Origin of the sequence: Escherichia sp. WS3227_2 (genome assembly GCF_046486495.1) — a bacterium.
Lineage (GTDB): Bacteria > Pseudomonadota > Gammaproteobacteria > Enterobacterales > Enterobacteriaceae > Escherichia > Escherichia coli.
Genome location: NZ_JBJQLG010000002.1, coordinates 205,275 through 225,712, shown reverse-complemented (window position 1 = coordinate 225,712; position 20,438 = coordinate 205,275). Strand labels below are relative to the sequence as shown.

Annotated in this window: 19 protein-coding genes and 2 pseudogenes; 9 read left to right on the top strand and 12 right to left on the bottom strand. The window is 51.9% G+C overall.

Annotated features, from left to right (window positions below; genetic code table 11):
- Position 1: 1 nt before the first annotated feature.
- The gene (gene rluA, locus ACJHXB_RS04520; protein ID WP_000525176.1) at positions 2 to 661 is read left to right on the top strand and encodes a bifunctional tRNA pseudouridine(32) synthase/23S rRNA pseudouridine(746) synthase RluA; all 660 of its coding nucleotides are present in this window, start codon (positions 2 to 4) and stop codon (positions 659 to 661) included.
- A gap of 212 nt (positions 662 to 873) precedes the next feature.
- Positions 874 to 1,052: pseudogene (locus ACJHXB_RS04515) on the top strand (transposase DNA-binding-containing protein); the annotation flags it as partial.
- A gap of 26 nt (positions 1,053 to 1,078) precedes the next feature.
- Here ACJHXB_RS04515 and ACJHXB_RS04510 read toward each other — a convergent pair.
- Complete coding sequence (locus ACJHXB_RS04510; RefSeq protein ID WP_001605051.1) at positions 1,079 to 1,798, bottom strand: pentapeptide repeat-containing protein; 720 nt, start codon at positions 1,796 to 1,798, stop codon at positions 1,079 to 1,081.
- 295 nt (positions 1,799 to 2,093) lie between these two features.
- Complete coding sequence (gene djlA / locus ACJHXB_RS04505) at positions 2,094 to 2,909, bottom strand: co-chaperone DjlA (RefSeq protein ID WP_001200573.1); 816 nt, start codon at positions 2,907 to 2,909, stop codon at positions 2,094 to 2,096.
- Positions 2,910 to 3,163: 254 nt separating this feature from the next.
- Here djlA and lptD point away from each other — a divergent pair, with 254 nt between their 5' ends.
- Genes lptD through apaH form a run of 6 tightly spaced genes read left to right on the top strand, consistent with a single transcriptional unit; the run spans position 3,164 to position 9,914 of the window.
- On the top strand, positions 3,164 to 5,533 hold the full coding sequence (gene lptD / locus ACJHXB_RS04500) for an LPS assembly protein LptD (RefSeq protein ID WP_000746146.1): 2,370 nt from the start codon (positions 3,164 to 3,166) through the stop codon (positions 5,531 to 5,533).
- Positions 5,534 to 5,585: 52 nt separating this feature from the next.
- The gene (gene surA / locus ACJHXB_RS04495) at positions 5,586 to 6,872 is read left to right on the top strand and encodes a peptidylprolyl isomerase SurA (RefSeq protein ID WP_000800457.1); all 1,287 of its coding nucleotides are present in this window, start codon (positions 5,586 to 5,588) and stop codon (positions 6,870 to 6,872) included.
- Entirely contained in the window at positions 6,872 to 7,861 is a 990-nt protein-coding gene (pdxA, locus tag ACJHXB_RS04490; RefSeq protein WP_000241249.1) for a 4-hydroxythreonine-4-phosphate dehydrogenase PdxA, read from the top strand. The genes surA and pdxA overlap by 1 nt, the downstream gene beginning before the upstream one ends.
- Positions 7,858 to 8,679 (top strand): 16S rRNA (adenine(1518)-N(6)/adenine(1519)-N(6))-dimethyltransferase RsmA, encoded by an 822-nt coding sequence (gene rsmA, locus ACJHXB_RS04485; protein ID WP_001065381.1) that lies wholly within the window; start codon positions 7,858 to 7,860, stop codon positions 8,677 to 8,679. The genes pdxA and rsmA overlap by 4 nt, the downstream gene beginning before the upstream one ends.
- 2 nt (positions 8,680 to 8,681) lie before the next feature.
- Positions 8,682 to 9,059, top strand: a complete 378-nt coding sequence (gene apaG / locus ACJHXB_RS04480) for a Co2+/Mg2+ efflux protein ApaG (RefSeq protein ID WP_000610901.1) — start codon at positions 8,682 to 8,684, stop codon at positions 9,057 to 9,059.
- A gap of 6 nt (positions 9,060 to 9,065) precedes the next feature.
- Entirely contained in the window at positions 9,066 to 9,914 is an 849-nt protein-coding gene (gene apaH, locus ACJHXB_RS04475; protein ID WP_000257196.1) for a bis(5'-nucleosyl)-tetraphosphatase (symmetrical) ApaH, read from the top strand.
- Here the strand turns inward: apaH and ACJHXB_RS04470 are convergent.
- The 10 genes and pseudogenes from ACJHXB_RS04470 to ACJHXB_RS04425 form a co-directional block, all read right to left on the bottom strand.
- A pseudogene (locus ACJHXB_RS04470) lies at positions 9,911 to 10,225 on the bottom strand (CcdB family protein). The gene apaH and the pseudogene ACJHXB_RS04470 sit on opposite strands and share 4 nt — an antisense overlap.
- 2 nt (positions 10,226 to 10,227) lie before the next feature.
- Positions 10,228 to 10,461 carry a type II toxin-antitoxin system CcdA family antitoxin gene (locus tag ACJHXB_RS04465; protein WP_000125566.1) on the bottom strand — a complete coding sequence of 78 codons (234 nt, stop codon included), beginning with the start codon at positions 10,459 to 10,461 and terminating at the stop codon, positions 10,228 to 10,230.
- Between the two features lie 85 nt (positions 10,462 to 10,546).
- Entirely contained in the window at positions 10,547 to 11,026 is a 480-nt protein-coding gene (folA, locus tag ACJHXB_RS04460) for a type 3 dihydrofolate reductase (RefSeq protein ID WP_000624375.1), read from the bottom strand.
- A 191-nt stretch (positions 11,027 to 11,217) separates the two neighbouring features.
- The gene (kefC, locus tag ACJHXB_RS04455; protein ID WP_000377114.1) at positions 11,218 to 13,080 is read right to left on the bottom strand and encodes a glutathione-regulated potassium-efflux system protein KefC; all 1,863 of its coding nucleotides are present in this window, start codon (positions 13,078 to 13,080) and stop codon (positions 11,218 to 11,220) included.
- On the bottom strand, positions 13,073 to 13,603 hold the full coding sequence (kefF, locus tag ACJHXB_RS04450; protein WP_000600725.1) for a glutathione-regulated potassium-efflux system oxidoreductase KefF: 531 nt from the start codon (positions 13,601 to 13,603) through the stop codon (positions 13,073 to 13,075). The genes kefC and kefF overlap by 8 nt, the downstream gene beginning before the upstream one ends.
- 107 nt (positions 13,604 to 13,710) lie before the next feature.
- Entirely contained in the window at positions 13,711 to 15,042 is a 1,332-nt protein-coding gene (locus ACJHXB_RS04445) for an MFS transporter (protein WP_001183198.1), read from the bottom strand.
- Positions 15,043 to 15,100: 58 nt separating this feature from the next.
- Positions 15,101 to 15,388 (bottom strand): ferredoxin-like protein FixX, encoded by a 288-nt coding sequence (gene fixX, locus ACJHXB_RS04440; protein ID WP_000203741.1) that lies wholly within the window; start codon positions 15,386 to 15,388, stop codon positions 15,101 to 15,103.
- On the bottom strand, positions 15,385 to 16,671 hold the full coding sequence (locus ACJHXB_RS04435; protein WP_001287745.1) for an FAD-dependent oxidoreductase: 1,287 nt from the start codon (positions 16,669 to 16,671) through the stop codon (positions 15,385 to 15,387). Before ACJHXB_RS04435 ends, fixX begins: the two co-directional genes overlap by 4 nt.
- Positions 16,672 to 16,721: 50 nt before the next feature.
- Positions 16,722 to 17,663 (bottom strand): electron transfer flavoprotein subunit alpha/FixB family protein, encoded by a 942-nt coding sequence (locus ACJHXB_RS04430; protein WP_001091521.1) that lies wholly within the window; start codon positions 17,661 to 17,663, stop codon positions 16,722 to 16,724.
- Positions 17,664 to 17,677: 14 nt separating this feature from the next.
- Entirely contained in the window at positions 17,678 to 18,448 is a 771-nt protein-coding gene (locus ACJHXB_RS04425; RefSeq protein WP_000692217.1) for an electron transfer flavoprotein FixA, read from the bottom strand.
- A gap of 472 nt (positions 18,449 to 18,920) precedes the next feature.
- Between ACJHXB_RS04425 and caiT the strand changes: the two genes are divergently transcribed.
- On the top strand, positions 18,921 to 20,435 hold the full coding sequence (gene caiT / locus ACJHXB_RS04420; protein ID WP_000787111.1) for an L-carnitine/gamma-butyrobetaine antiporter: 1,515 nt from the start codon (positions 18,921 to 18,923) through the stop codon (positions 20,433 to 20,435).
- The last annotated feature ends 3 nt before the right edge of the window (positions 20,436 to 20,438 follow it).

The following is a 20,438-nucleotide window of genomic DNA, read 5'->3' as shown; positions in this document are numbered from 1 at the left end:
AATGGGGATGGAAAACTACAATCCACCGCAGGAACCCTGGTTGGTTATCCTGTATCAGGATGACCACATTATGGTGGTCAACAAGCCGAGCGGTTTGTTGTCTGTGCCGGGTCGTCTGGAAGAGCACAAAGACAGCGTGATGACGCGCATTCAGCGTGATTATCCGCAGGCAGAATCGGTGCATCGTCTGGATATGGCTACCAGCGGCGTGATTGTAGTGGCGCTGACCAAAGCCGCGGAGCGGGAGTTAAAACGCCAGTTCCGCGAGCGCGAGCCGAAAAAGCAGTATGTGGCCCGCGTCTGGGGGCATCCATCCCCTGCGGAAGGTCTGGTAGATCTGCCGCTGATTTGCGACTGGCCAAACCGCCCGAAACAGAAAGTCTGTTACGAAACAGGTAAACCTGCGCAGACGGAATATGAAGTGGTGGAGTATGCGGCGGATAACACGGCAAGAGTGGTGTTAAAACCGATTACCGGGCGTTCGCATCAGCTGCGTGTGCATATGCTGGCGCTGGGTCATCCGATTCTCGGCGATCGTTTTTATGCATCACCAGAAGCGAGAGCAATGGCACCGCGTTTGTTGCTACATGCAGAGATGCTGACGATTACCCATCCGGCGTATGGCAATAGTATGACGTTTAAAGCGCCAGCGGATTTTTAACCTTTCCTGTACGTTTATACCCTCATCCTAAGGGCTGCCTCTTGTACATAAATCCCCGAGTCCGGGGATTTTTTGTTTCTGCCAAACTGCTTTCAGTCGTTGCGTGTGGCTACGCTTTCCATTCGGTAATTCCCTTCCTGCTCCACAGCGAATTTTTGAACTTTTTTTTCACCCGTTGATCGTCTCTAATATTTCATTTTATCGGGTCTGTTATGGTCCTTTCTGATTGTTATTCATGGGCTAATTAGCAGTCTGGTTGGCGATGCCCATCTCGGTGATCCGCGTCGTGCACGACGCCTTGCATCACCAGCCTCTTCTCTCGCTCATCATGCAGGTCTTTCTAATTGTGAAATCATCCCACGCTACTGCTAAGGTTGAAGGGGCGTTCCAGCCCCTTCAACCTTAGCTTATTCTGGCTCATTCAATAATTGCGTTGTCAGTAATTTCTTCAGCAGTACTTTGTTTAGTGGTAATTTCTTCAGTAGCAATTTTTTTGGTGGTGATTTTATTAATAATAATTGCGTCAGTACCGTCCAGGATAGCACCTTCCAGGATAGCACCTTCCAGGTTAGCATTCCACCCAGGTTCCAAGTAAAGGACGTTGTTATCTATTATTGTTTTTTTACCAAGGTAACAATTCCTCATGTCAACGCCGGGAAGGTAAGCGTTTCTAAGATCAACGCCCAAGCTACCGAGGCCCTTGCACAGCTTCAACGTCTGAGTACATATCTCATTATTTTCAATTAAAAAAGTGACACTTAACTCAATATCACCGTAGATCTGAGTGTCCCAGCACATATTAGCCTTTGCGACCATCTCATCCGGATTTTTTGCGCATGTTTTGAGTTTATTGAATAATTCCAGGCTATTGATAAACTTTTCTCTCTCATTCTCGTCGATAGCCCCAGTAAAGTATTCTGAGGCGTTGATGTTGCCAGCCTTGTTATTCACGAAATTGAACAGAAGTTTATAAGCCTCAGGCTGTTTATCTGACCAGAACAGATGACGTAACGTCTCCCACAAGCGTTGAAAGATATTCATCTTCACGTCCATCTTGTCCCCGCTCACCATCTTATAAATATCGTTATTGCTCATATTTAAAAGTGTAGCCGGCATGCCTGGAACTGATACTTTCATGGTAATAGCCTCGCATTGAGTTAAAAACTCATCATGCGCACTCTGAATAAATATACTTTCAAAAATCGCTCATTCAGATATGTGTTTTTTTATTTTTAAGACGTAAAAATATAATTCCGCTCGTCGTAAAGCTCTCAACCTTAAGCAGGGTCAACGCGATAAAACCAACAGAACCCCTCCCGTAAACCGTGCATTGAGCCTGTCCACCATTCTGAGTAAACGCCTTTTCTCAAAGAAGTGACCGCCAAGGCGGCCACCTTTAATCGTGGGCAGTTACTCAGCATCATTTACAGGGTCATTTAAACCCTTTCTGCTGCTTAATCAATTCATAGGCCTGCTGTATTTCCTGCGCTTTTTGCTTCGCCATCTCCATCATCTCAGGCGGCAAACCTTTCGCCACCAGCTTATCGGGATGGTGTTCACTCATCAGCTTACGGTAGGCACGTTTGATGGTGGTCGCATCATCCGTCGGCTTCACGCCCAGCACATTACAGGCATCTTCCAGCGTCGGGCCACGCTGCGCTTGCTGCCAGTTACCACCGCCAGATTGCTGCTGATAACCGCCGCCAAACTGTGCACCGCCCTGCATCATGCGCAAAAACTGGTCAAACTGGGCGCGGGAGATGCCTAACTCTTCGGCAATGACATACAGCACCGCCCGTTCATTCGGGTGCAGTGAACCATCAGCAAACGCTGCCTGAATCTGGATCTCCAGAAACATACGAATTAAGTCAAAACGACCAAAGCAGACACTGCGAAACTGGCGCATTTTTTCGCGCAGCGGGTAATTGTCTGATTTTCCCACCCGGAACGCGTTTTGCGCCGCAGTACGGGAAGCGCCATGAAGGTTCATTCGGTCCATCAACTGGCTGGCGATATGAATATCAGCCTCCGTGACGCGACCTTTGGATTTGGTTAAATGCCCCATCACTTCAAAAGTGGTGGCAAAAAACAGCGCCTGACGCTCACGCTGGTTGGCGAACCACGCCATTTTACGGCTACGGGCTTTATCAAACATATGGCCAATTAACAGGCCTAACACTACGCCCCAAAAGCCGCCGCCCATCAGTAAGGCCACGGCCACGCCAATGATTTTTCCCCAATACTGCATATATTCCCCAAATCGACACACGGATATCAGGGCTATCTCCCACAATATAAAGGTGCTTTTACCGTTTTCCGGCTGCGGTCAATTGTGGGACATCGCCTATAATTTGCATTATCATACCTGTCATTCAATGCCGTGCCTAACACCACTGACGCTATTCGGACAGGATTAACACTAGCGTAGAGATGACGAGTACGTTAGTCTCTGACCGTTTGTCACGCGCAACGTTACCGATGATGGAACAATAAAATCAACGTATGAAAAAACGTATCCCCACTCTCCTGGCCACCATGATTGCCACCGCCCTTTATAGTCAACAGGGACTGGCAGCCGACCTCGCCTCACAGTGCATGTTGGGCGTGCCAAGCTATGATCGTCCTCTGGTACAGGGCGATACCAATGACTTACCCGTGACTATCAATGCTGACCACGCGAAAGGGGACTACCCGGATGACGCCGTGTTTACTGGCAGCGTGGATATCATGCAGGGTAACAGCCGTCTGCAGGCCGACGAAGTGCAGCTCCATCAAAAAGAGGCACCAGGACAACCGGAGCCGGTACGTACCGTTGATGCGCTCGGTAATGTCCATTACGACGATAACCAAGTGATCCTCAAAGGGCCGAAAGGCTGGGCGAATCTGAACACCAAAGATACCAATGTCTGGGAAGGTGATTACCAGATGGTGGGTCGTCAGGGCCGCGGTAAAGCGGACCTGATGAAACAACGTGGCGAAAACCGCTATACCATTCTGGATAACGGTAGCTTTACCTCCTGTCTGCCGGGTTCTGACACCTGGAGCGTGGTAGGTAGCGAAATTATTCATGACCGCGAAGAACAAGTTGCGGAGATCTGGAACGCCCGCTTTAAGGTGGGTCCGGTACCGATCTTTTATAGCCCCTATTTGCAGTTGCCGGTGGGTGACAAACGTCGCTCTGGTTTCTTGATCCCGAACGCCAAGTACACCACCACCAACTACTTTGAGTTCTACCTGCCATATTACTGGAACATCGCGCCAAATATGGATGCCACCATCACGCCGCATTATATGCATCGTCGTGGCAATATCATGTGGGAGAACGAATTCCGCTACCTCTCCCAGGCGGGCGCTGGCTTGATGGAACTGGACTATCTGCCTTCAGATAAAGTCTATGAAGATGAACACCCGAACGATGACAGTTCACGTCGTTGGTTATTCTACTGGAACCACTCCGGGGTCATGGATCAGGTGTGGCGTTTCAACGTCGACTACACCAAGGTCAGCGATCCTAGCTACTTCAATGATTTCGATAACAAGTACGGTTCCAGTACTGACGGCTACGCAACGCAAAAATTCAGCGTTGGCTATGCGGTGCAAAACTTCAATGCCACCGTTTCAACCAAGCAGTTCCAGGTCTTCAGCGAACAGAACACCAGTAGCTACTCGGCAGAGCCGCAGTTAGACGTTAACTACTACCAGAATGATGTTGGTCCGTTTGATACACGCATTTACGGCCAGGCAGTGCACTTTGTAAACACCAGAGACGACATGCCTGAAGCAACCCGTGTTCACCTGGAACCGACCATCAATTTGCCGCTCTCTAATAACTGGGGCAGCATCAATACCGAAGCGAAGTTGCTGGCAACTCATTATCAGCAAACTAATCTTGACTGGTATAACAGCAATCCACAAAACAATAAGTTGGCAGATTCTGTTAACCGTGTAATGCCGCAATTTAAAGTTGACGGTAAAATGGTCTTCGAACGTGATATGAATCTGCTGGCACCGGGCTTTACCCAAACGCTGGAACCGCGCGCGCAGTATTTGTACGTGCCGTATCGCGATCAGAGCGATATCTACAACTACGACTCTGCCTTATTGCAATCCGATTATTCGGGCTTGTTCCGGGACCGGACTTACGGCGGTCTTGACCGTATTGCCTCCGCTAACCAGGTGACGACCGGTGTCACATCTCGCGTATATGATGATGCTGCCGTTGAACGTTTTAATATTTCCGTTGGTCAAATCTACTATTTCACGGAGTCTCGCACTGGCGATGACAACATAACATGGGAGAATGACGACAAAACGGGATCACTGGTGTGGGCAGGCGACACCTACTGGCGTATCTCCGAGCGTTGGGGATTGCGTGGCGGGATTCAGTACGACACTCGCCTGGATAACGTGGCGACCAGTAGTTCTAGTATTGAGTATCGCCGAGATGAAGACCGTCTGGTGCAGCTGAACTACCGTTACGCCAGCCCGGAATATATTCAGGCTACACTCCCAAGAGACAGTAGAGATAAACGTTGGAATGCCCCTCAGTACAAAGATGGTATTTCGCAGGTAGGTGCTGTCGCCAGCTGGCCAATTGCCGATCGTTGGTCCATTGTTGGGGCCTACTACTACGACACCAATGCGAACAAGCAAGCCGACTCTATGTTAGGTGTGCAATACAGCTCCTGCTGCTATGCAATTCGCGTCGGTTACGAGCGGAAGCTGAACGGTTGGGATAACGATAAACAACATGCGGTATATGACAACGCAATCGGCTTTAACATCGAACTTCGCGGCCTGAGCTCCAACTACGGTCTGGGTACGCAAGAGATGCTGCGTTCGAACATTCTGCCGTATCAAAACACTTTGTGATTTGTTGATTTACCACGTAATCCGCAGTGCGGTTAATTGAAATGGAAAAAGTATGAAGAACTGGAAAACGCTGCTTCTCGGTATCGCCATGATCGCGAATACCAGTTTCGCTGCCCCCCAGGTAGTCGATAAAGTCGCAGCCGTCGTCAATAACGGCGTCGTGCTGGAAAGCGACGTTGATGGATTAATGCAGTCGGTAAAACTGAACGCTGCTCAGGCAAGACAGCAACTTCCTGATGACGCGACGCTGCGCCACCAAATCATGGAACGTTTGATCATGGATCAAATCATCCTGCAGATGGGGCAGAAAATGGGAGTGAAAATCTCCGATGAGCAGCTGGATCAGGCGATTGCTAACATCGCGAAACAGAACAACATGACGCTGGATCAGATGCGCAGCCGTCTGGCTTACGATGGTCTGAACTACAACACCTATCGTAACCAGATCCGCAAAGAGATGATTATCTCTGAAGTGCGTAACAACGAGGTGCGTCGTCGCATCACCATCCTGCCGCAGGAAGTCGAATCCCTGGCGCAGCAGGTGGGTAACCAAAACGACGCCAGCACTGAGCTGAACCTGAGCCACATCCTGATCCCGCTGCCGGAAAACCCGACCTCTGATCAAGTGAACGAAGCGGAAAGCCAGGCGCGTGCCATTGTCGATCAGGCGCGTAACGGCGCTGATTTCGGTAAGCTGGCGATTGCTCATTCTGCCGACCAGCAGGCGCTGAACGGCGGCCAGATGGGCTGGGGCCGTATTCAGGAGTTGCCGGGGATCTTCGCCCAGGCATTAAGCACCGCGAAGAAAGGCGACATTGTTGGCCCGATTCGCTCCGGCGTTGGCTTCCATATTCTGAAAGTTAACGACCTGCGCGGCGAAAGCAAAAATATCTCGGTGACCGAAGTTCATGCTCGCCATATTCTGCTGAAACCGTCACCGATCATGACTGACGAACAGGCCCGCGTGAAACTGGAACAGATTGCTGCCGATATCAAGAGTGGTAAAACGACTTTTGCTGCCGCAGCGAAAGAGTTCTCTCAGGATCCAGGCTCTGCTAACCAGGGCGGTGATCTCGGTTGGGCTACACCAGATATTTTCGATCCGGCCTTCCGTGACGCCCTGACCCGCCTGAACAAAGGTCAAATGAGTGCACCGGTTCACTCTTCATTCGGCTGGCATTTAATCGAACTGCTGGATACCCGTAATGTCGATAAAACCGACGCGGCGCAGAAAGATCGTGCGTACCGCATGCTGATGAACCGTAAGTTCTCGGAAGAAGCAGCAAGCTGGATGCAGGAACAACGTGCCAGCGCCTACGTTAAAATCCTGAGCAACTAATGGTTAAAACCCAACGTGTTGTGATCACTCCCGGCGAGCCCGCCGGGATTGGCCCGGACTTAGTTGTCCAGCTTGCACAGCGTGAGTGGCCGGTCGAACTGGTTGTTTGTGCCGATGCCACTCTCCTTACCGACCGGGCAGCGATGCTCGGTTTGCCGCTCACCCTCCGTCCTTATTCCCCCAACTCCCCTGCACAACCGCAAACTGCGGGCACATTAACGCTACTTCCTGTCGCGCTACGTGAATCTGTCACTGCGGGGCAGTTAGCGGTTGAAAATGGGCATTATGTGGTGGAAACGCTGGCGCGAGCGTGTGATGGCTGTCTGAACGGTGAATTTGCTGCGCTGATCACAGGCCCCGTGCATAAAGGCGTCATTAACGACGCAGGCATTCCGTTTACCGGTCATACCGAGTTTTTCGAAGAGCGTTCGCAGGCGAAAAAAGTGGTGATGATGCTGGCGACCGAAGAACTTCGCGTGGCGCTGGCAACGACGCATTTACCGCTGCGCGATATCGCAGACGCTATCACCCCTGCGCTTTTGCACGAAGTGATTGCTATTTTGCATCACGATTTGCGCACCAAATTTGGTATTGCCGAACCGCGCATTCTGGTCTGCGGCCTTAATCCGCACGCGGGCGAAGGCGGTCATATGGGTACGGAAGAGATAGACACCATTATTCCGGTGCTCGACAAGCTGCGGGCGCAGGGGATGAAACTCAACGGGCCGCTGCCTGCCGATACCCTGTTTCAGCCGAAATATCTTGATAACGCCGACGCCGTGCTGGCGATGTACCACGATCAGGGTCTTCCCGTGCTAAAATACCAGGGCTTCGGGCGCGGTGTGAACATTACGCTGGGCCTGCCCTTTATTCGCACATCAGTAGATCACGGTACCGCGCTTGAACTGGCGGGACGTGGTAAAGCCGATGTCGGCAGTTTTATTACGGCGCTTAATCTCGCCATCAAAATGATTGTTAACACCCAATGAATAATCGAGTCCACCAGGGCCACTTAGCCCGTAAACGCTTCGGGCAAAACTTTCTCAACGATCAGTTCGTGATCGACAGCATTGTTTCTGCCATTAACCCGCAGAAGGGCCAGGCGATGGTCGAAATCGGTCCCGGTCTGGCGGCATTGACCGAACCGGTCGGCGAACGTCTGGACCAGCTGACGGTCATCGAACTTGACCGCGATCTGGCGGCACGTCTGCAAACGCATCCATTCTTAGGCCCGAAACTGACGATTTATCAGCAGGATGCGATGACCTTTAACTTTGGCGAACTGGCCGAGAAAATGGGTCAGCCGCTGCGTGTTTTCGGCAACCTGCCTTATAACATCTCCACGCCGTTGATGTTCCATCTGTTTAGCTATACTGATGCCATTGCCGACATGCACTTTATGTTGCAAAAAGAGGTGGTGAATCGTCTGGTTGCAGGACCGAACAGCAAAGCGTATGGTCGATTAAGCGTCATGGCGCAATACTATTGCAACGTGATCCCGGTGCTGGAAGTTCCGCCGTCAGCCTTTACACCACCACCCAAAGTGGATTCCGCCGTCGTGCGCCTGGTTCCTCATGCAACGATGCCTCACCCGGTTAAAGATGTTCGCGTGTTGAGCCGCATCACCACCGAAGCCTTTAACCAGCGTCGTAAAACCATTCGTAACAGCCTCGGCAACCTGTTTAGCGTCGAGGTGTTAACCGGAATGGGGATCGACCCGGCGATGCGAGCGGAAAATATCTCTGTCGCGCAATATTGCCAGATGGCGAACTATCTGGCGGAGAACGCGCCTTTGCAGGAGAGTTAACGATGATCAATTCGCCCCGAGTGTGTATTCAGGTTCAAAGCGTCTACATTGAGGCACAATCTTCACCTGATAATGAACGTTACGTTTTTGCTTATACCGTAACCATACGCAATCTGGGGCGAGCGCCAGTGCAGTTGTTGGGGCGTTACTGGCTGATCACCAATGGCAATGGCCGTGAAACCGAAGTCCAGGGCGAAGGAGTGGTTGGCGTCCAGCCACTTATCGCACCTGGCGAAGAGTACCAGTACACCAGCGGTGCAATCATTGAAACCCCGCTGGGCACCATGCAGGGTCACTACGAAATGATCGATGAAAATGGCGTCCCTTTCAGCATCGACATTCCCGTATTCCGACTCGCCGTTCCCACACTCATTCATTAAAAGAATATGGCGACATACCTTATTGGCGACGTTCATGGTTGTTACGATGAACTGATCGCATTGCTGCATAAAGTAGAATTTACCCCTGGGAAAGATACCCTCTGGCTGACGGGCGATCTGGTCGCGCGCGGCCCCGGTTCGCTGGATGTTCTGCGCTATGTGAAATCCTTAGGCGACAGCGTACGTCTGGTGCTGGGCAATCACGATCTGCATCTGCTGGCGGTATTTGCCGGGATAAGCCGCAATAAACCGAAAGATCGCCTGACACCGCTGCTGGAAGCGCCGGATGCCGACGAGCTGCTTAACTGGCTGCGTCGCCAGCCTCTGCTGCAAATCGACGAAGAGAAAAAGCTGGTGATGGCCCACGCCGGGATCACGCCACAGTGGGATCTGCAGACCGCCAAAGAGTGCGCGCGCGATGTAGAAGCGGTGCTGTCGAGTGACTCCTATCCCTTCTTTCTTGACGCCATGTACGGCGATATGCCAAATAACTGGTCACCGGAATTGCGGGGGCTAGGAAGACTGCGGTTTATCACCAACGCCTTTACCCGGATGCGTTTTTGCTTCCCGAACGGTCAACTGGATATGTACAGCAAAGAATCGCCAGAAGAAGCCCCTGCCCCACTGAAACCGTGGTTTGCGATTCCTGGCCCTGTCGCTGAAGAATACAGCATCGCCTTTGGTCACTGGGCATCGCTGGAAGGCAAAGGTACGCCGGAAGGTATTTACGCGCTGGATACTGGCTGCTGCTGGGGTGGTACATTAACCTGCCTGCGCTGGGAAGATAAACAGTATTTTGTCCAGCCGTCGAACCGGCATAAGGATATGGGCGAAGGAGAGGCGGTCGCGTCTTAAATCCCGTCGAGCATAAAATCTAATGCCCCTTTAATCAACGTTCGGTGCGCGCTGGCATCTCAAAATTTCGTTCCCAGCGCGTTAACTGGAACAGTTGCAGTCTCATGCGTCATGAGCACATATTCTTTGCCGTCTACCAGTAAAAGGATTGTGTTAAGCCGTTCTGGAGGGCGAATACGGATAAATCGTTCAATAGGTGTTAATGGAATAACAATACGGCGATTAATCTCACCAATAATGTCGCTGGTAACATCGATAACAAAGGGAAACGCGGCGTTCCTGCCGCGACTGCGGTATACCGTAAATTGCATCGCTAGAAGCTCCGGTACTCATCAGAGAAACATCCGGTTTCATCAGCCAATTGATTTAACGCAGCGATAGCTTCTGCGTTCTCTTCACGCCAACGTGTTGCTGCATGTTTTTTAAGTTCAGCATTGAGCGCAACCGTAAGGGTGGCGCTCATATTTAAGCCTGCATCACGAGCGCGATTGACTAACTCACGGTCGACGGTGACGGTCACACTTTGTGTGGTACGTTTTGCAGTCATGATATCGTGCTCCTGTACAATTTATACGTCTAGTAAACACGGATATCTGCACGTATCAGTGATGCCGGAATTCTAATATACAAACTTACCGCCGCTCCAGAATCTCAAAGCAATAGCTATGAGAGTTCTGCGCATCAGCGTCGTGGAATTCGCTGAATACCGATTCCCAGTCATCCGGCTCGTAATCCGGGAAATGGGTGTCGCCTTCCACTTCTGCGTCGATATGCGTCAGATACAGTTTTTGCGCTTTGGGCAGGAACTGCTCATAAACGCGACCACCGCCAATCACCATGATTTCTGGTACGTCACCACACGCCGCGATGGCTTCATCAACCGATTTCACCCACGTAACGCGATCGTCAGTACCCGGTTGACTGCTGAGGATAATATTTTTGCGTCCTGGCAGCGGACGACCGATGGATTCCCAGGTATGGCGGCCCATAATTACGGGTTTATTTAAAGTGTTGCGTTTAAACCAGGCGAGATCGGCAGGCAGGTTCCACGGCATGGCGTTTTCCATGCCGATAACGCGATCTACCGCTAACGCCGCAATCAGACTGATCATTGAGATTTCCCGATAAAAAAAATTGTCGCCACTATACGTAAAGCGTAAACCGTCGTCGACTGGTGCGAGGATGATGTTGAGGAAAATTTTATATTCTGCTGGCGAGTCCACGCTCTCTCCCTGGACTCGCCGCATTACAATGAAACAAAAACAAACAGTTAGCTGTAAAGTGTGATTTACGTCACTCTTTATTAGGATGAGGGTTTCGTTTCCGGTTCATCCGCCATGTTGCCGGTATGTTTACCTTCTTCGGTTCCCTGCCAGCCATGTCGTTGAATTAATGACAGATGTTCGCGGTCCTCGGTAATGATCTCACTTAACATCGCGCTGGTGCGTTTATAGACCGCCGCGCGGGCTTTGGTGTCGTTCTCAACCATTGCCATCTCTTCCACCATCTGAATATTAAAGCGGCGGAACACATCGGCGCGTTCTCGCGCTTCATACGGCCCCAGACCTAAACTTTCCAGTGCCAGACGCCCGGTTTTCAGCGCACCTTCAAAGGTTTCTCGCTCTGGCTTTTCAACGCCTGCCTGACGCAAACGAATGTAGTGGTCGACATCGCGGGCGCGGGCAATAATCTGCAAATGCGGGAAATGTTCTTTCACCATCTCCGTCAGTTGCAGGTTGGTTTGCGGATCGTCGATGGCGTTAATCAGCACTTCCGCTTTCGCCGCTCCCGCAGATTCCAGTAAATCCATCCGCGTGGCATCGCCATAAAACACTTTCATACCGAATTTACGCAGCGTTTCGATATGGTCCGGGTCGTGATCGAGCACCACCATTTTCACCCCGCTGGAGAGCAGTAAACGTCCGGTGATCTGCCCAAAACGACCGAATCCGGCAATGATTACCCGCGGCTGTTCTTCGTCGATCTCATCGGCTTCACGCGCCTCTTCAGTAGAAGATTGCTCAAGGCGATTGAGGATCACCAGCAGAATCGGCGTTGCCGCCATCGACAGCGCCACCGCCAGGGTCAGCGATTTCGCCCACTCCGGCTCCAGCACATTCGCCATTTGCGCCGCACCAAATACCACAAAGGCAAACTCACTGCCCTGCCCTAACAGCACCGCAAACCAGCGACGCTGTTTATTTGGCACCTGCAACGGCCGGGCAATCAGCCACAGCATGGCGATTTTGATGATGAGGAAACCGAGCAGCAAAATGACAATGCGCAATGGGTTTTCAATCAGCGTGCCAAAGTCTATCGACATGCCAACACCGATGAAAAACAACCCCAACAGCAAACCTTTAAATGGCTCGATATCGCTCTCCAGCGCATGACGGTATTCCGAGCTTGCCAGCAGTACGCCCGCCAGAAACGCGCCCATCGCCATCGACAAGCCAACCTCTTCCAGCAGCAAACCAAAGCCAAACACGAGGAATAAAGCCACGGCACTAAACACTTCCCGCAAGCCAGAGCGGGCAACAAAACGCAGCGCCGGACGCGTGACATAGCGCCCCAGCAATACCACCAGCACCAGCGCGCCCGCCACTTTTAACGCCGAGAGAGCAAATGCGCCCATCGTCGTCGAGGCACTGCTCGCCGCCAGTAGCGGGATCATCGCCACCAGCGGGATCGCCGCGATATCCTGGAACAGCAGCACCGCAAAGGCACTGCGACCCATTTGCGTCACCATCAGATTGCGTTCATTCATCGCCTGCATGGCAATCGCCGTAGAGGAGAGCGCCAGCGTCATGCCGATCAATTCCGCGACCTGCCAGCGCAGCCCAAGCAACATACAGAACAGCCCCAGCAGGCCGCCGCAAATCACCATCTGCAATGCGCCACCACCGAACACCGCCGCACGCAGCTTCCACAGCCTTTGTGGATCGAGTTCGAGGCCGATAATAAACAGCATCAGCACCACGCCAATCTCGGCAAAGTGCAGAATAGATTCGGCATCGGTCACCAGTCGCAGCCCCCACGGGCCAATAATGCAGCCAGCGATCAGGTAGCCAAGTACCGATCCCAGACCAAGACGTACCGCAATGGGTACAATCAGCGCTGCCGAACCGAGATAAATCAGCGCCTGAATCAGCGTATGGCTATCCATGATGTGCCTCCTGCCATTCCAGCAGCCGTTGCTTATAGTGCCGCGCCTGCCCTTCGAGGGTTTCGTCGTCACAAATAAAGGTGCAGTGCATGGCAAACGGTGGCAGCCAGTTCAGCCCGCAGTAGATTGCCGTCGCCTGTAGCGGCTGTGACAGCACATCAAAGCCCGGATGCGCACCAATCTCAAAATGGCTTTCCCCACCGCCGGTCGTCACCGCCCACAGTAAATGTTTGCCATGCAGCGCCGTGCCGCCGTGACCGTAAGCCCAGCCGTGCGAGAAGACTTTATCGATCCAAAGTTTAAGAAGCGGAGGAATGCTGTACCACTGCATCGGGTGCTGCCAGACGATCAGATCGGCGCGAGACAGCGCCTCCTGCTCGGCGGCAATATCGATATTGAAGTCAGGATAGAGTTGATAAAGAGAGCGAATTTCGACGCCTTCCAGCGTCCTTGCCTGTTCAAGCATCCGTTTATTCGCATGGGAATGATGCGGATACGGATGCGCATAAATTATAAGAATCATAGGTAGCCCGCGTGATTACGCCTTTGTTTTCCCACAAAGTGTAGCCATATATTCACGCGGCTTATAGTCAATAATATTGATTCAGAAAAGAGAGAAATCTGAACAAATTACCCCATTCTCTGCCCGCGGATCGTCATATTGCTGGTCTGCGCCAGTGACATCCCTCGAGTCTCCGGGGCAAACGCTACGGAAATCAACAAGCCAAACAGCGAGATACCCGCCCCCATTAGCATCGTGTTACTGATACCGTAATTATTGATAAAGATCGGCAGTGCCCAGGTCGAAACAATAGTGCCAATACGGCTTAAGGACATAATCACGCCCACGGCAGAGGCGCGGATATCCGTCGGGAAGAGTTCATTAGGATAGAGCCACTGCAAATTACCCGGCCCGCCAGAGAAAAAGGCATACACCGCAAATGCCATCACTACCAGCCAGATCCCCATATCCGGGATCAGCCCCAAAACCGCCAGCGCCAGCGTCATCATGGCAAAGCTGCCAATCAACAATGGACGCCGTCCGGCAGTGTTTAACCACAGCATCGGTGGAATACAGCCGAGCATAAAGAACAGGCTAATCACCACGTTCCCCAGTGCCGCGTTTTTGCCAACACCCAATCCCAACAAACCAACGATTTGCGGGCCAAAGGTGTAGATGGCGAACATCGGGATCACCTGGCAGGTCCAGATGGCGGCAACAAACAGAACAAAAGGAAAATGGCGGCGATTAAACAGATCGCGAAAACGGGTTTGCTGCGGCTGCTCTTCATCGAAAGCCACCGGTTCGCCAAACAGTTTGATCATCATCTCTTCGCACTCTTTTACTCGCCCTTTGCGTAACAACCAGCGGGGAGATTCAGGCAGTTCGAATCGACCAATCAAAATCAACAAACAGGGGATCGCTGCGCTACCCAGCATCCAGCGCCAACCACCTTCCACATCATAAAGCCAGTAACCGACCAGATCGGCGCAGGTCGCGCCGACATACCACATCGCGGCAATAAAGCTGATGGAAAACGCCCGCTGACGGGTACTGGAGAACTCAGTGATCATCGAAGTGGCGATGGGATAATCTGCACCGATGACAATGCCGATGAGTACCCGCATCACTAACAGTTCGACGGGGGATGAGACAAACATCGTCGCCACGGATATCACGCCGATGGCGATGATATCGATGAGGAACATTTTGCGCCGTCCGACTTTATCGGAGATATAGCCAAACAGCGATGTGCCAACGAACAGCCCGGCGAGCGTTCCCGCGCCCAGCAAGCCAATCCAGTCAGCGTCCAGTTTCAGCGCCGGAGTCAGTTGCTCCAGCGCCACGCCAATCATTACCAGTACATAACCATCCAGAAACGGACCACCGCTTCCCCACAGCAAAATGCGGCGGTGAATAGAAGAGAATTTAAGATCGTCAAAGTTTCTGGACGGTTGCATGGGTTATTCCTGTTTTTTTGCAATGAGAGTCAGTACGGCGTTACGTATCAAACCAACATCAGCCGTAACGGAACTCCACACCAAAGGTGCCGCGCGGGTATTCCCACTGTTCCAGCGCCGACCCCAGCCCCAGAATGCGACAGGTGCCGCACTCCAGACATCCGGCGTAATCGAAGCGCACACTGCCGTCATCCTGCTTCTTGTACAGACCTGCGGGGCACGCTTTCACCAGCAGCTCCAGCGCCTGTTTATCGGCATCGGCCTTCACAACAATGTGCGGATGCTCTTCATCGACATTGAATTTATTGACGCCCAGTTTGACGTCCACATTGACGGGAGAAGTCATAAAACGGTCACTCCTTTCATGCCATCCTTGATCAGATTGATGAAGCCCACTTTCTTGCCGTGGCGGAGGATTTTCTTGCGCATCAGTTCCGGCGCACTGCCGTCAATGGTGAACAGGTCACGCGCCACGCCCACCGCCAGTTCCGGGTAGCCGCTAAACATGCGTGGGTTATCAAGGAACGCCGGTAGTTTCTGGTACATACGCATATCGCGCAGCGGGCCACTCTCAAGATGCTGACGATATTCCGCCAGTTTTTGCTTACTGAAATCGTCGCTTTTCATCGCTGAAAGCACGGTTTTTGCTGCGGCTTCCCCGGCGGCAATCGCCAGATCCATACCGCGAATGGTAATACCGAGGTTCATACACATTCCGGCGGCATCACCGGCAATCAATACGCCGTCACCGACCAGCTCCGGCAGCATGTTGATACCTGCTTCCGGCACTACGTGAGCGGAATATTCCACCAGCTTGCCGCCCGCGATCAGCGGTGCAACGGCCGGATGTTGTTTGAAATCTTCCAGCATTTGCGGCACCGATTTTTTCGCGTCATGCAGATGATGCAAACCACAAACCAGCCCCAGCGACAGGGTATTTTCATTGGTATAAAGGAAGCCGCCGCCCATCAGGCCATCGGTGGGGGAACCCGCAAACAGGCAAGCCGCGCCCTGATTACCCTGCAACTGAAAACGGTCTTCGATTACCGACTTCGGTAACTCGATCAGTTCCTTCACGCCAACCGCCACATCCGTCGGTTTGACGCGTTTTGCCATCCCCAACTTTTCGGCAAGGATGGAGTTCACCCCATCAGCAAGGATCACCGTTTTCGCTTCAATCACATCGCCATCGGCTTCTACACCGACAACTTTGCCATCGCGCTGTACGAGGTTATCGACACGAATCCCGGTAATTAACTGCGCGCCCGCTTCTTCGGCCTGCTCCATCAACCAGGCATCAAATTTACTGCGCAAAACGGAGTAAGAACGCTGGGATGGCGAGGTTTCGTCACCGTTGCAGTAGTCCATAGTCATCGCTGACTTTTCCGTCATAAACGCGAGTTTTTCATGGGTGATCAGGCGTTCTACGGGGGCGGATTCGGCGAAACCTGGAATAATGTGTTCCAGACTGTGGGCATAGAGACGCCCGCCAGTAACGTTCTTGGCACCTGCGGAATTGCCACGCTCGATAACTAACACTTGCGCCCCTTCGCGGGCGAGCACCAGTGCGGCAACCGAACCGGCAAGCCCAGCACCGACGATGATGGCGTCAAAGATATCTTCGGACATAAGAGCTCCCTGTCAGCGGCAGGGCCAAAATGCAGCCCTGCCAGAGTGGATCAACGCGCTAAAGCTGCGGTCAGTGCCGGAAGGATCTTCACGGCGTCGCCAACAATGCCGTAATCCGCGTACTGGAAGATCGGCGCATTTTTATCTTTGTTGATGGCGAAAATGGTTTGCGACGCGTTAGCGCCAACCATGTGCTGGATCTGCCCGGAGATCCCCACCGCCAGGTACAGTTCAGGTTTCAGCATCAGGTTGGAGATACCGACATAGCGTTCGTGCTCCATCCATTTTTCGTTTTCCGCCACCGGACGAGAACAGGCCAACTCCGCACCTATCGCCTTACAAAGCTGTTCTGCCAGCGCAATGTTATCTTTGCTGCCAATGCCGCGACCGACGCTGACCACCAGACGGGCTTTGTCGAGATCGACGCTGTTGCTCTGGCGCGCCTGGGTTGCCGTGCGGGTAATCGCCACAGCCGGAGCCTGCCACTCCACGGTGTGCGTTTCGCCAGTGCGTGACGCGTCTGGCTGAGCCGCATCAAACGTGCCGCTGCTGATGGTCAGTACCGCATACGGCGTGGCAATGCGTTCTTCGCCAATCGCCAGACCGCCGTAAACCATGTGTTTCACTGTCGCTTTACCGTCCTGTACGCTGACGGTGCTGGCATCGTTAGACACCGCCGCTTTAAGGCGATAACCCAATTTTGCCGCCAGTAATTTGCCGCGACGGGTGTTTGGCAGCAGCACCAGACCGTCTGCGCCGTGCTGGCGAATAGTGTCAGCCATGACACCGGCGTAATCTTCGATCATCCGATCGTCCGGTTTGCCGTTTAATTTCCAGACATGATTAGCGCCGAGCTGGATTGCCCGTGCGCCGTCGGCATCATTGAGGACAAATGTGTTGATTTGATTAGCTAAAGCCTGCGCACCGTTCATCAGTTCCGGCAGACGAGAAGGGGTATCGCTGAATACCCAGACTTGAGAAAACGTGTTCATAGCATCCCCTGTAATTAAATGACTTTGCGAAGATTTTCAGCAAATGCGGCGATCTGTTCTTCGCCGTCGCCTTCAATCACGATGCGCTGACGCTCGCGCTGTTTCGGCGCGGCAACCTGTTGTTCTGACCAGGCTGCCTCTGCGTTAAAACCGATATCCGCCGCCGACCATACCTGGACTGGCTTTTTCGCCGCGCCGAGAATGGCTTTCATCGAAGGAATTTGTGGGGAGTTGATATCAGTGGAAACAGCAACAACCGCAGGCAGCGGAATGCTTAAGGTTTCTGTTTCATCTTCCAGTTCGCGCTCAACGGTGAGGGTATCTGCCGTCAGGGAGATAATTTTGCTGACGCCGTTAACTGCCGGAATATTGAGGATTTCGCCTACCAGCAAACCAACCTGCTGGGCATAAAGGTCGGAAGAACCATCGCCACAGAGGATCAAATCAAAGCCTGCTTTCTGGGCGGCTGCAGCAAGTACGCTCGCCGTTTGTTGCGGCAGTGCCTGCTCGAACTGGTCATCAATCACCACAATCAGTTCATCCGGACCGCGCGATAGCACATCTTTACGCCCTTTGGCGTTGGTCAGGGCTTTACCGCCCACACTTAGGGCCGTCACCTGCGCCTCTGCTGCCTGTTGCTTTAGCTGGCAAGCCGCTTCAATAGCGTTGAGATCGTATTGGCTTATTTTGGCATCGGCTTTACTGAAGTCTAACGAACCATCAGCATTATTGACCGCAATATCCTGTTCATCAGGCACGCACTTATAGCAAGTAATAATCTTCATTGCATCTCCAGAAATCATGAAGGAAACGTCGTTCATATCGGTGGTGTTAATTACAGATATCACGCCCTTTAATTTGGAAATAAAACTTTAATCACCAATATTGAAAATGTCACACGCAGATAAATCCAACTTTCAATATTGTTAAGTCCCTCACCAATATTGAAAACATGGCGTAGCAAAAAGAAATTTTCAATATTGCTTTATGGATCACCAATATTGAAAGTCAGATGCTATTTTTTTACTCACAATCAAACTCATCACATTGATAAACAATGAATATTTACACAAAGACGCCCTGTTTTTATCCGATAAAAAACTGTGACTAACATCACAGAACGCAGCCAATTGAATACCCATTATGAGTTAGCCATTAACGCGTCCACGAGGTTAATAATAATTATATTAAATGTTAACAAAAATAAAACAAACGGGAACGCAAAATAAATATTCGTTTTCACAGTGGAATTAACTCATGAAGAATGAAAAGAGAAAAACGGGAATAGAACCGAAGGTTTTCTTTCCGCCGTTAATAATCGTCGGCATACTTTGTTGGCTTACAGTCAGAGATCTGGATGCAGCGAATGTCGTTATTAATGCTGTATTCAGTTACGTCACCAATGTATGGGGATGGGCATTTGAATGGTATATGGTAGTGATGCTTTTCGGTTGGTTCTGGCTGGTGTTTGGCCCGTATGCCAAAAAGCGTTTAGGTAACGAACCACCTGAATTTAGTACCGCCAGTTGGATCTTTATGATGTTCGCCTCCTGTACGTCTGCTGCCGTACTGTTCTGGGGATCGATTGAGATCTACTACTACATCTCCACCCCGCCGTTTGGCTTAGAACCGAACTCGACAGGGGCGAAAGAGTTGGGGCTGGCTTACAGCTTGTTCCACTGGGGACCTCTGCCGTGGGCCACTTACAGCTTCCTTTCAGTCGCCTTTGCTTACTTCTTCTTTGTCCGCAAAATGGAAGTGATTCGCCCCAGCTCGACACTAGTGCCGCTGGTAGGTGAAAAACACGCCAAAGGGTTGTTCGGCACTATCGTCGACAACTTCTATCTCGTCGCCTTGATCTTCGCTATGGGCACCAGTCTGGGCCTTGCCACGCCGCTGGTGACCGAGTGTATGCAATGGTTGTTTGGCATTCCGCATACCCTGCAACTGGACGCTATCATCATTACCTGCTGGATTATCCTCAACGCCATTTGCGTCGCTTGCGGTCTGCAAAAAGGGGTACGTATCGCCAGTGACGTGCGTAGTTACCTGAGCTTCCTGATGCTGGGTTGGGTGTTCATTGTCAGCGGTGCCAGCTTCATCATGAACTACTTCACCGATTCGGTGGGGATGTTGCTGATGTATCTGCCGCGCATGTTGTTCTATACCGATCCCATCGCTAAAGGCGGCTTCCCGCAGGGCTGGACCGTGTTCTACTGGGCATGGTGGGTGATTTACGCTATCCAGATGAGTATCTTCCTCGCCCGCATCTCCCGTGGTCGTACTGTGCGTGAACTGTGCTTCGGCATGGTGATGGGGCTGACAGCGTCAACCTGGATCCTGTGGACCGTGCTCGGTAGTAACACTCTGCTGTTGATGGATAAAAACATCATCAACATTCCAAATCTGATCGAACAGTACGGTGTGGCGCGCGCCATCATCGAAACCTGGGCCGCTCTGCCACTCAGCACCGCCACCATGTGGGGCTTCTTCATCCTCTGCTTTATTGCCACCGTTACGCTGGTTAACGCCTGCTCTTATACCCTGGCGATGTCCACTTGCCGCGAAGTACGCGATGGTGAAGAACCACCGCTGCTGGTGCGTATCGGCTGGTCAATTCTGGTTGGCATTATCGGTATTGTTTTGCTGGCGCTCGGCGGCCTGAAACCGATTCAAACTGCCATTATCGCCGGAGGATGCCCGCTGTTCTTCGTCAACATTATGGTGACGCTCTCCTTTATTAAAGACGCGAAACAGAACTGGAAAGATTAATTA

Bases quoted from the DNA above. Each gene is read 5' to 3' on its own strand.
- apaG (WP_000610901.1), top strand. From the start codon at position 8,682: ATGATCAATTCGCCCCGAGTGTGTATTCAGGTTCAAAGCGTCTACATT.
- ACJHXB_RS04465 (WP_000125566.1), bottom strand. From the start codon at position 10,461: ATGACTGCAAAACGTACCACACAAAGTGTGACCGTCACCGTCGACCGT.
- lptD (WP_000746146.1), top strand. From the start codon at position 3,164: ATGAAAAAACGTATCCCCACTCTCCTGGCCACCATGATTGCCACCGCC.
- rsmA (WP_001065381.1), top strand. From the start codon at position 7,858: ATGAATAATCGAGTCCACCAGGGCCACTTAGCCCGTAAACGCTTCGGG.
- apaH (WP_000257196.1), top strand. From the start codon at position 9,066: ATGGCGACATACCTTATTGGCGACGTTCATGGTTGTTACGATGAACTG.
- djlA (WP_001200573.1), bottom strand. From the start codon at position 2,909: ATGCAGTATTGGGGAAAAATCATTGGCGTGGCCGTGGCCTTACTGATG.
- rluA (WP_000525176.1), top strand. From the start codon at position 2: ATGGGGATGGAAAACTACAATCCACCGCAGGAACCCTGGTTGGTTATC.
- kefF (WP_000600725.1), bottom strand. From the start codon at position 13,603: ATGATTCTTATAATTTATGCGCATCCGTATCCGCATCATTCCCATGCG.
- folA (WP_000624375.1), bottom strand. From the start codon at position 11,026: ATGATCAGTCTGATTGCGGCGTTAGCGGTAGATCGCGTTATCGGCATG.
- ACJHXB_RS04430 (WP_001091521.1), bottom strand. From the start codon at position 17,663: ATGAACACGTTTTCTCAAGTCTGGGTATTCAGCGATACCCCTTCTCGT.
- fixX (WP_000203741.1), bottom strand. From the start codon at position 15,388: ATGACTTCTCCCGTCAATGTGGACGTCAAACTGGGCGTCAATAAATTC.
- ACJHXB_RS04510 (WP_001605051.1), bottom strand. From the start codon at position 1,798: ATGAAAGTATCAGTTCCAGGCATGCCGGCTACACTTTTAAATATGAGC.
- surA (WP_000800457.1), top strand. From the start codon at position 5,586: ATGAAGAACTGGAAAACGCTGCTTCTCGGTATCGCCATGATCGCGAAT.
- kefC (WP_000377114.1), bottom strand. From the start codon at position 13,080: ATGGATAGCCATACGCTGATTCAGGCGCTGATTTATCTCGGTTCGGCA.
- pdxA (WP_000241249.1), top strand. From the start codon at position 6,872: ATGGTTAAAACCCAACGTGTTGTGATCACTCCCGGCGAGCCCGCCGGG.
- caiT (WP_000787111.1), top strand. From the start codon at position 18,921: ATGAAGAATGAAAAGAGAAAAACGGGAATAGAACCGAAGGTTTTCTTT.
- ACJHXB_RS04435 (WP_001287745.1), bottom strand. From the start codon at position 16,671: ATGTCCGAAGATATCTTTGACGCCATCATCGTCGGTGCTGGGCTTGCC.
- ACJHXB_RS04425 (WP_000692217.1), bottom strand. From the start codon at position 18,448: ATGAAGATTATTACTTGCTATAAGTGCGTGCCTGATGAACAGGATATT.
- ACJHXB_RS04445 (WP_001183198.1), bottom strand. From the start codon at position 15,042: ATGCAACCGTCCAGAAACTTTGACGATCTTAAATTCTCTTCTATTCAC.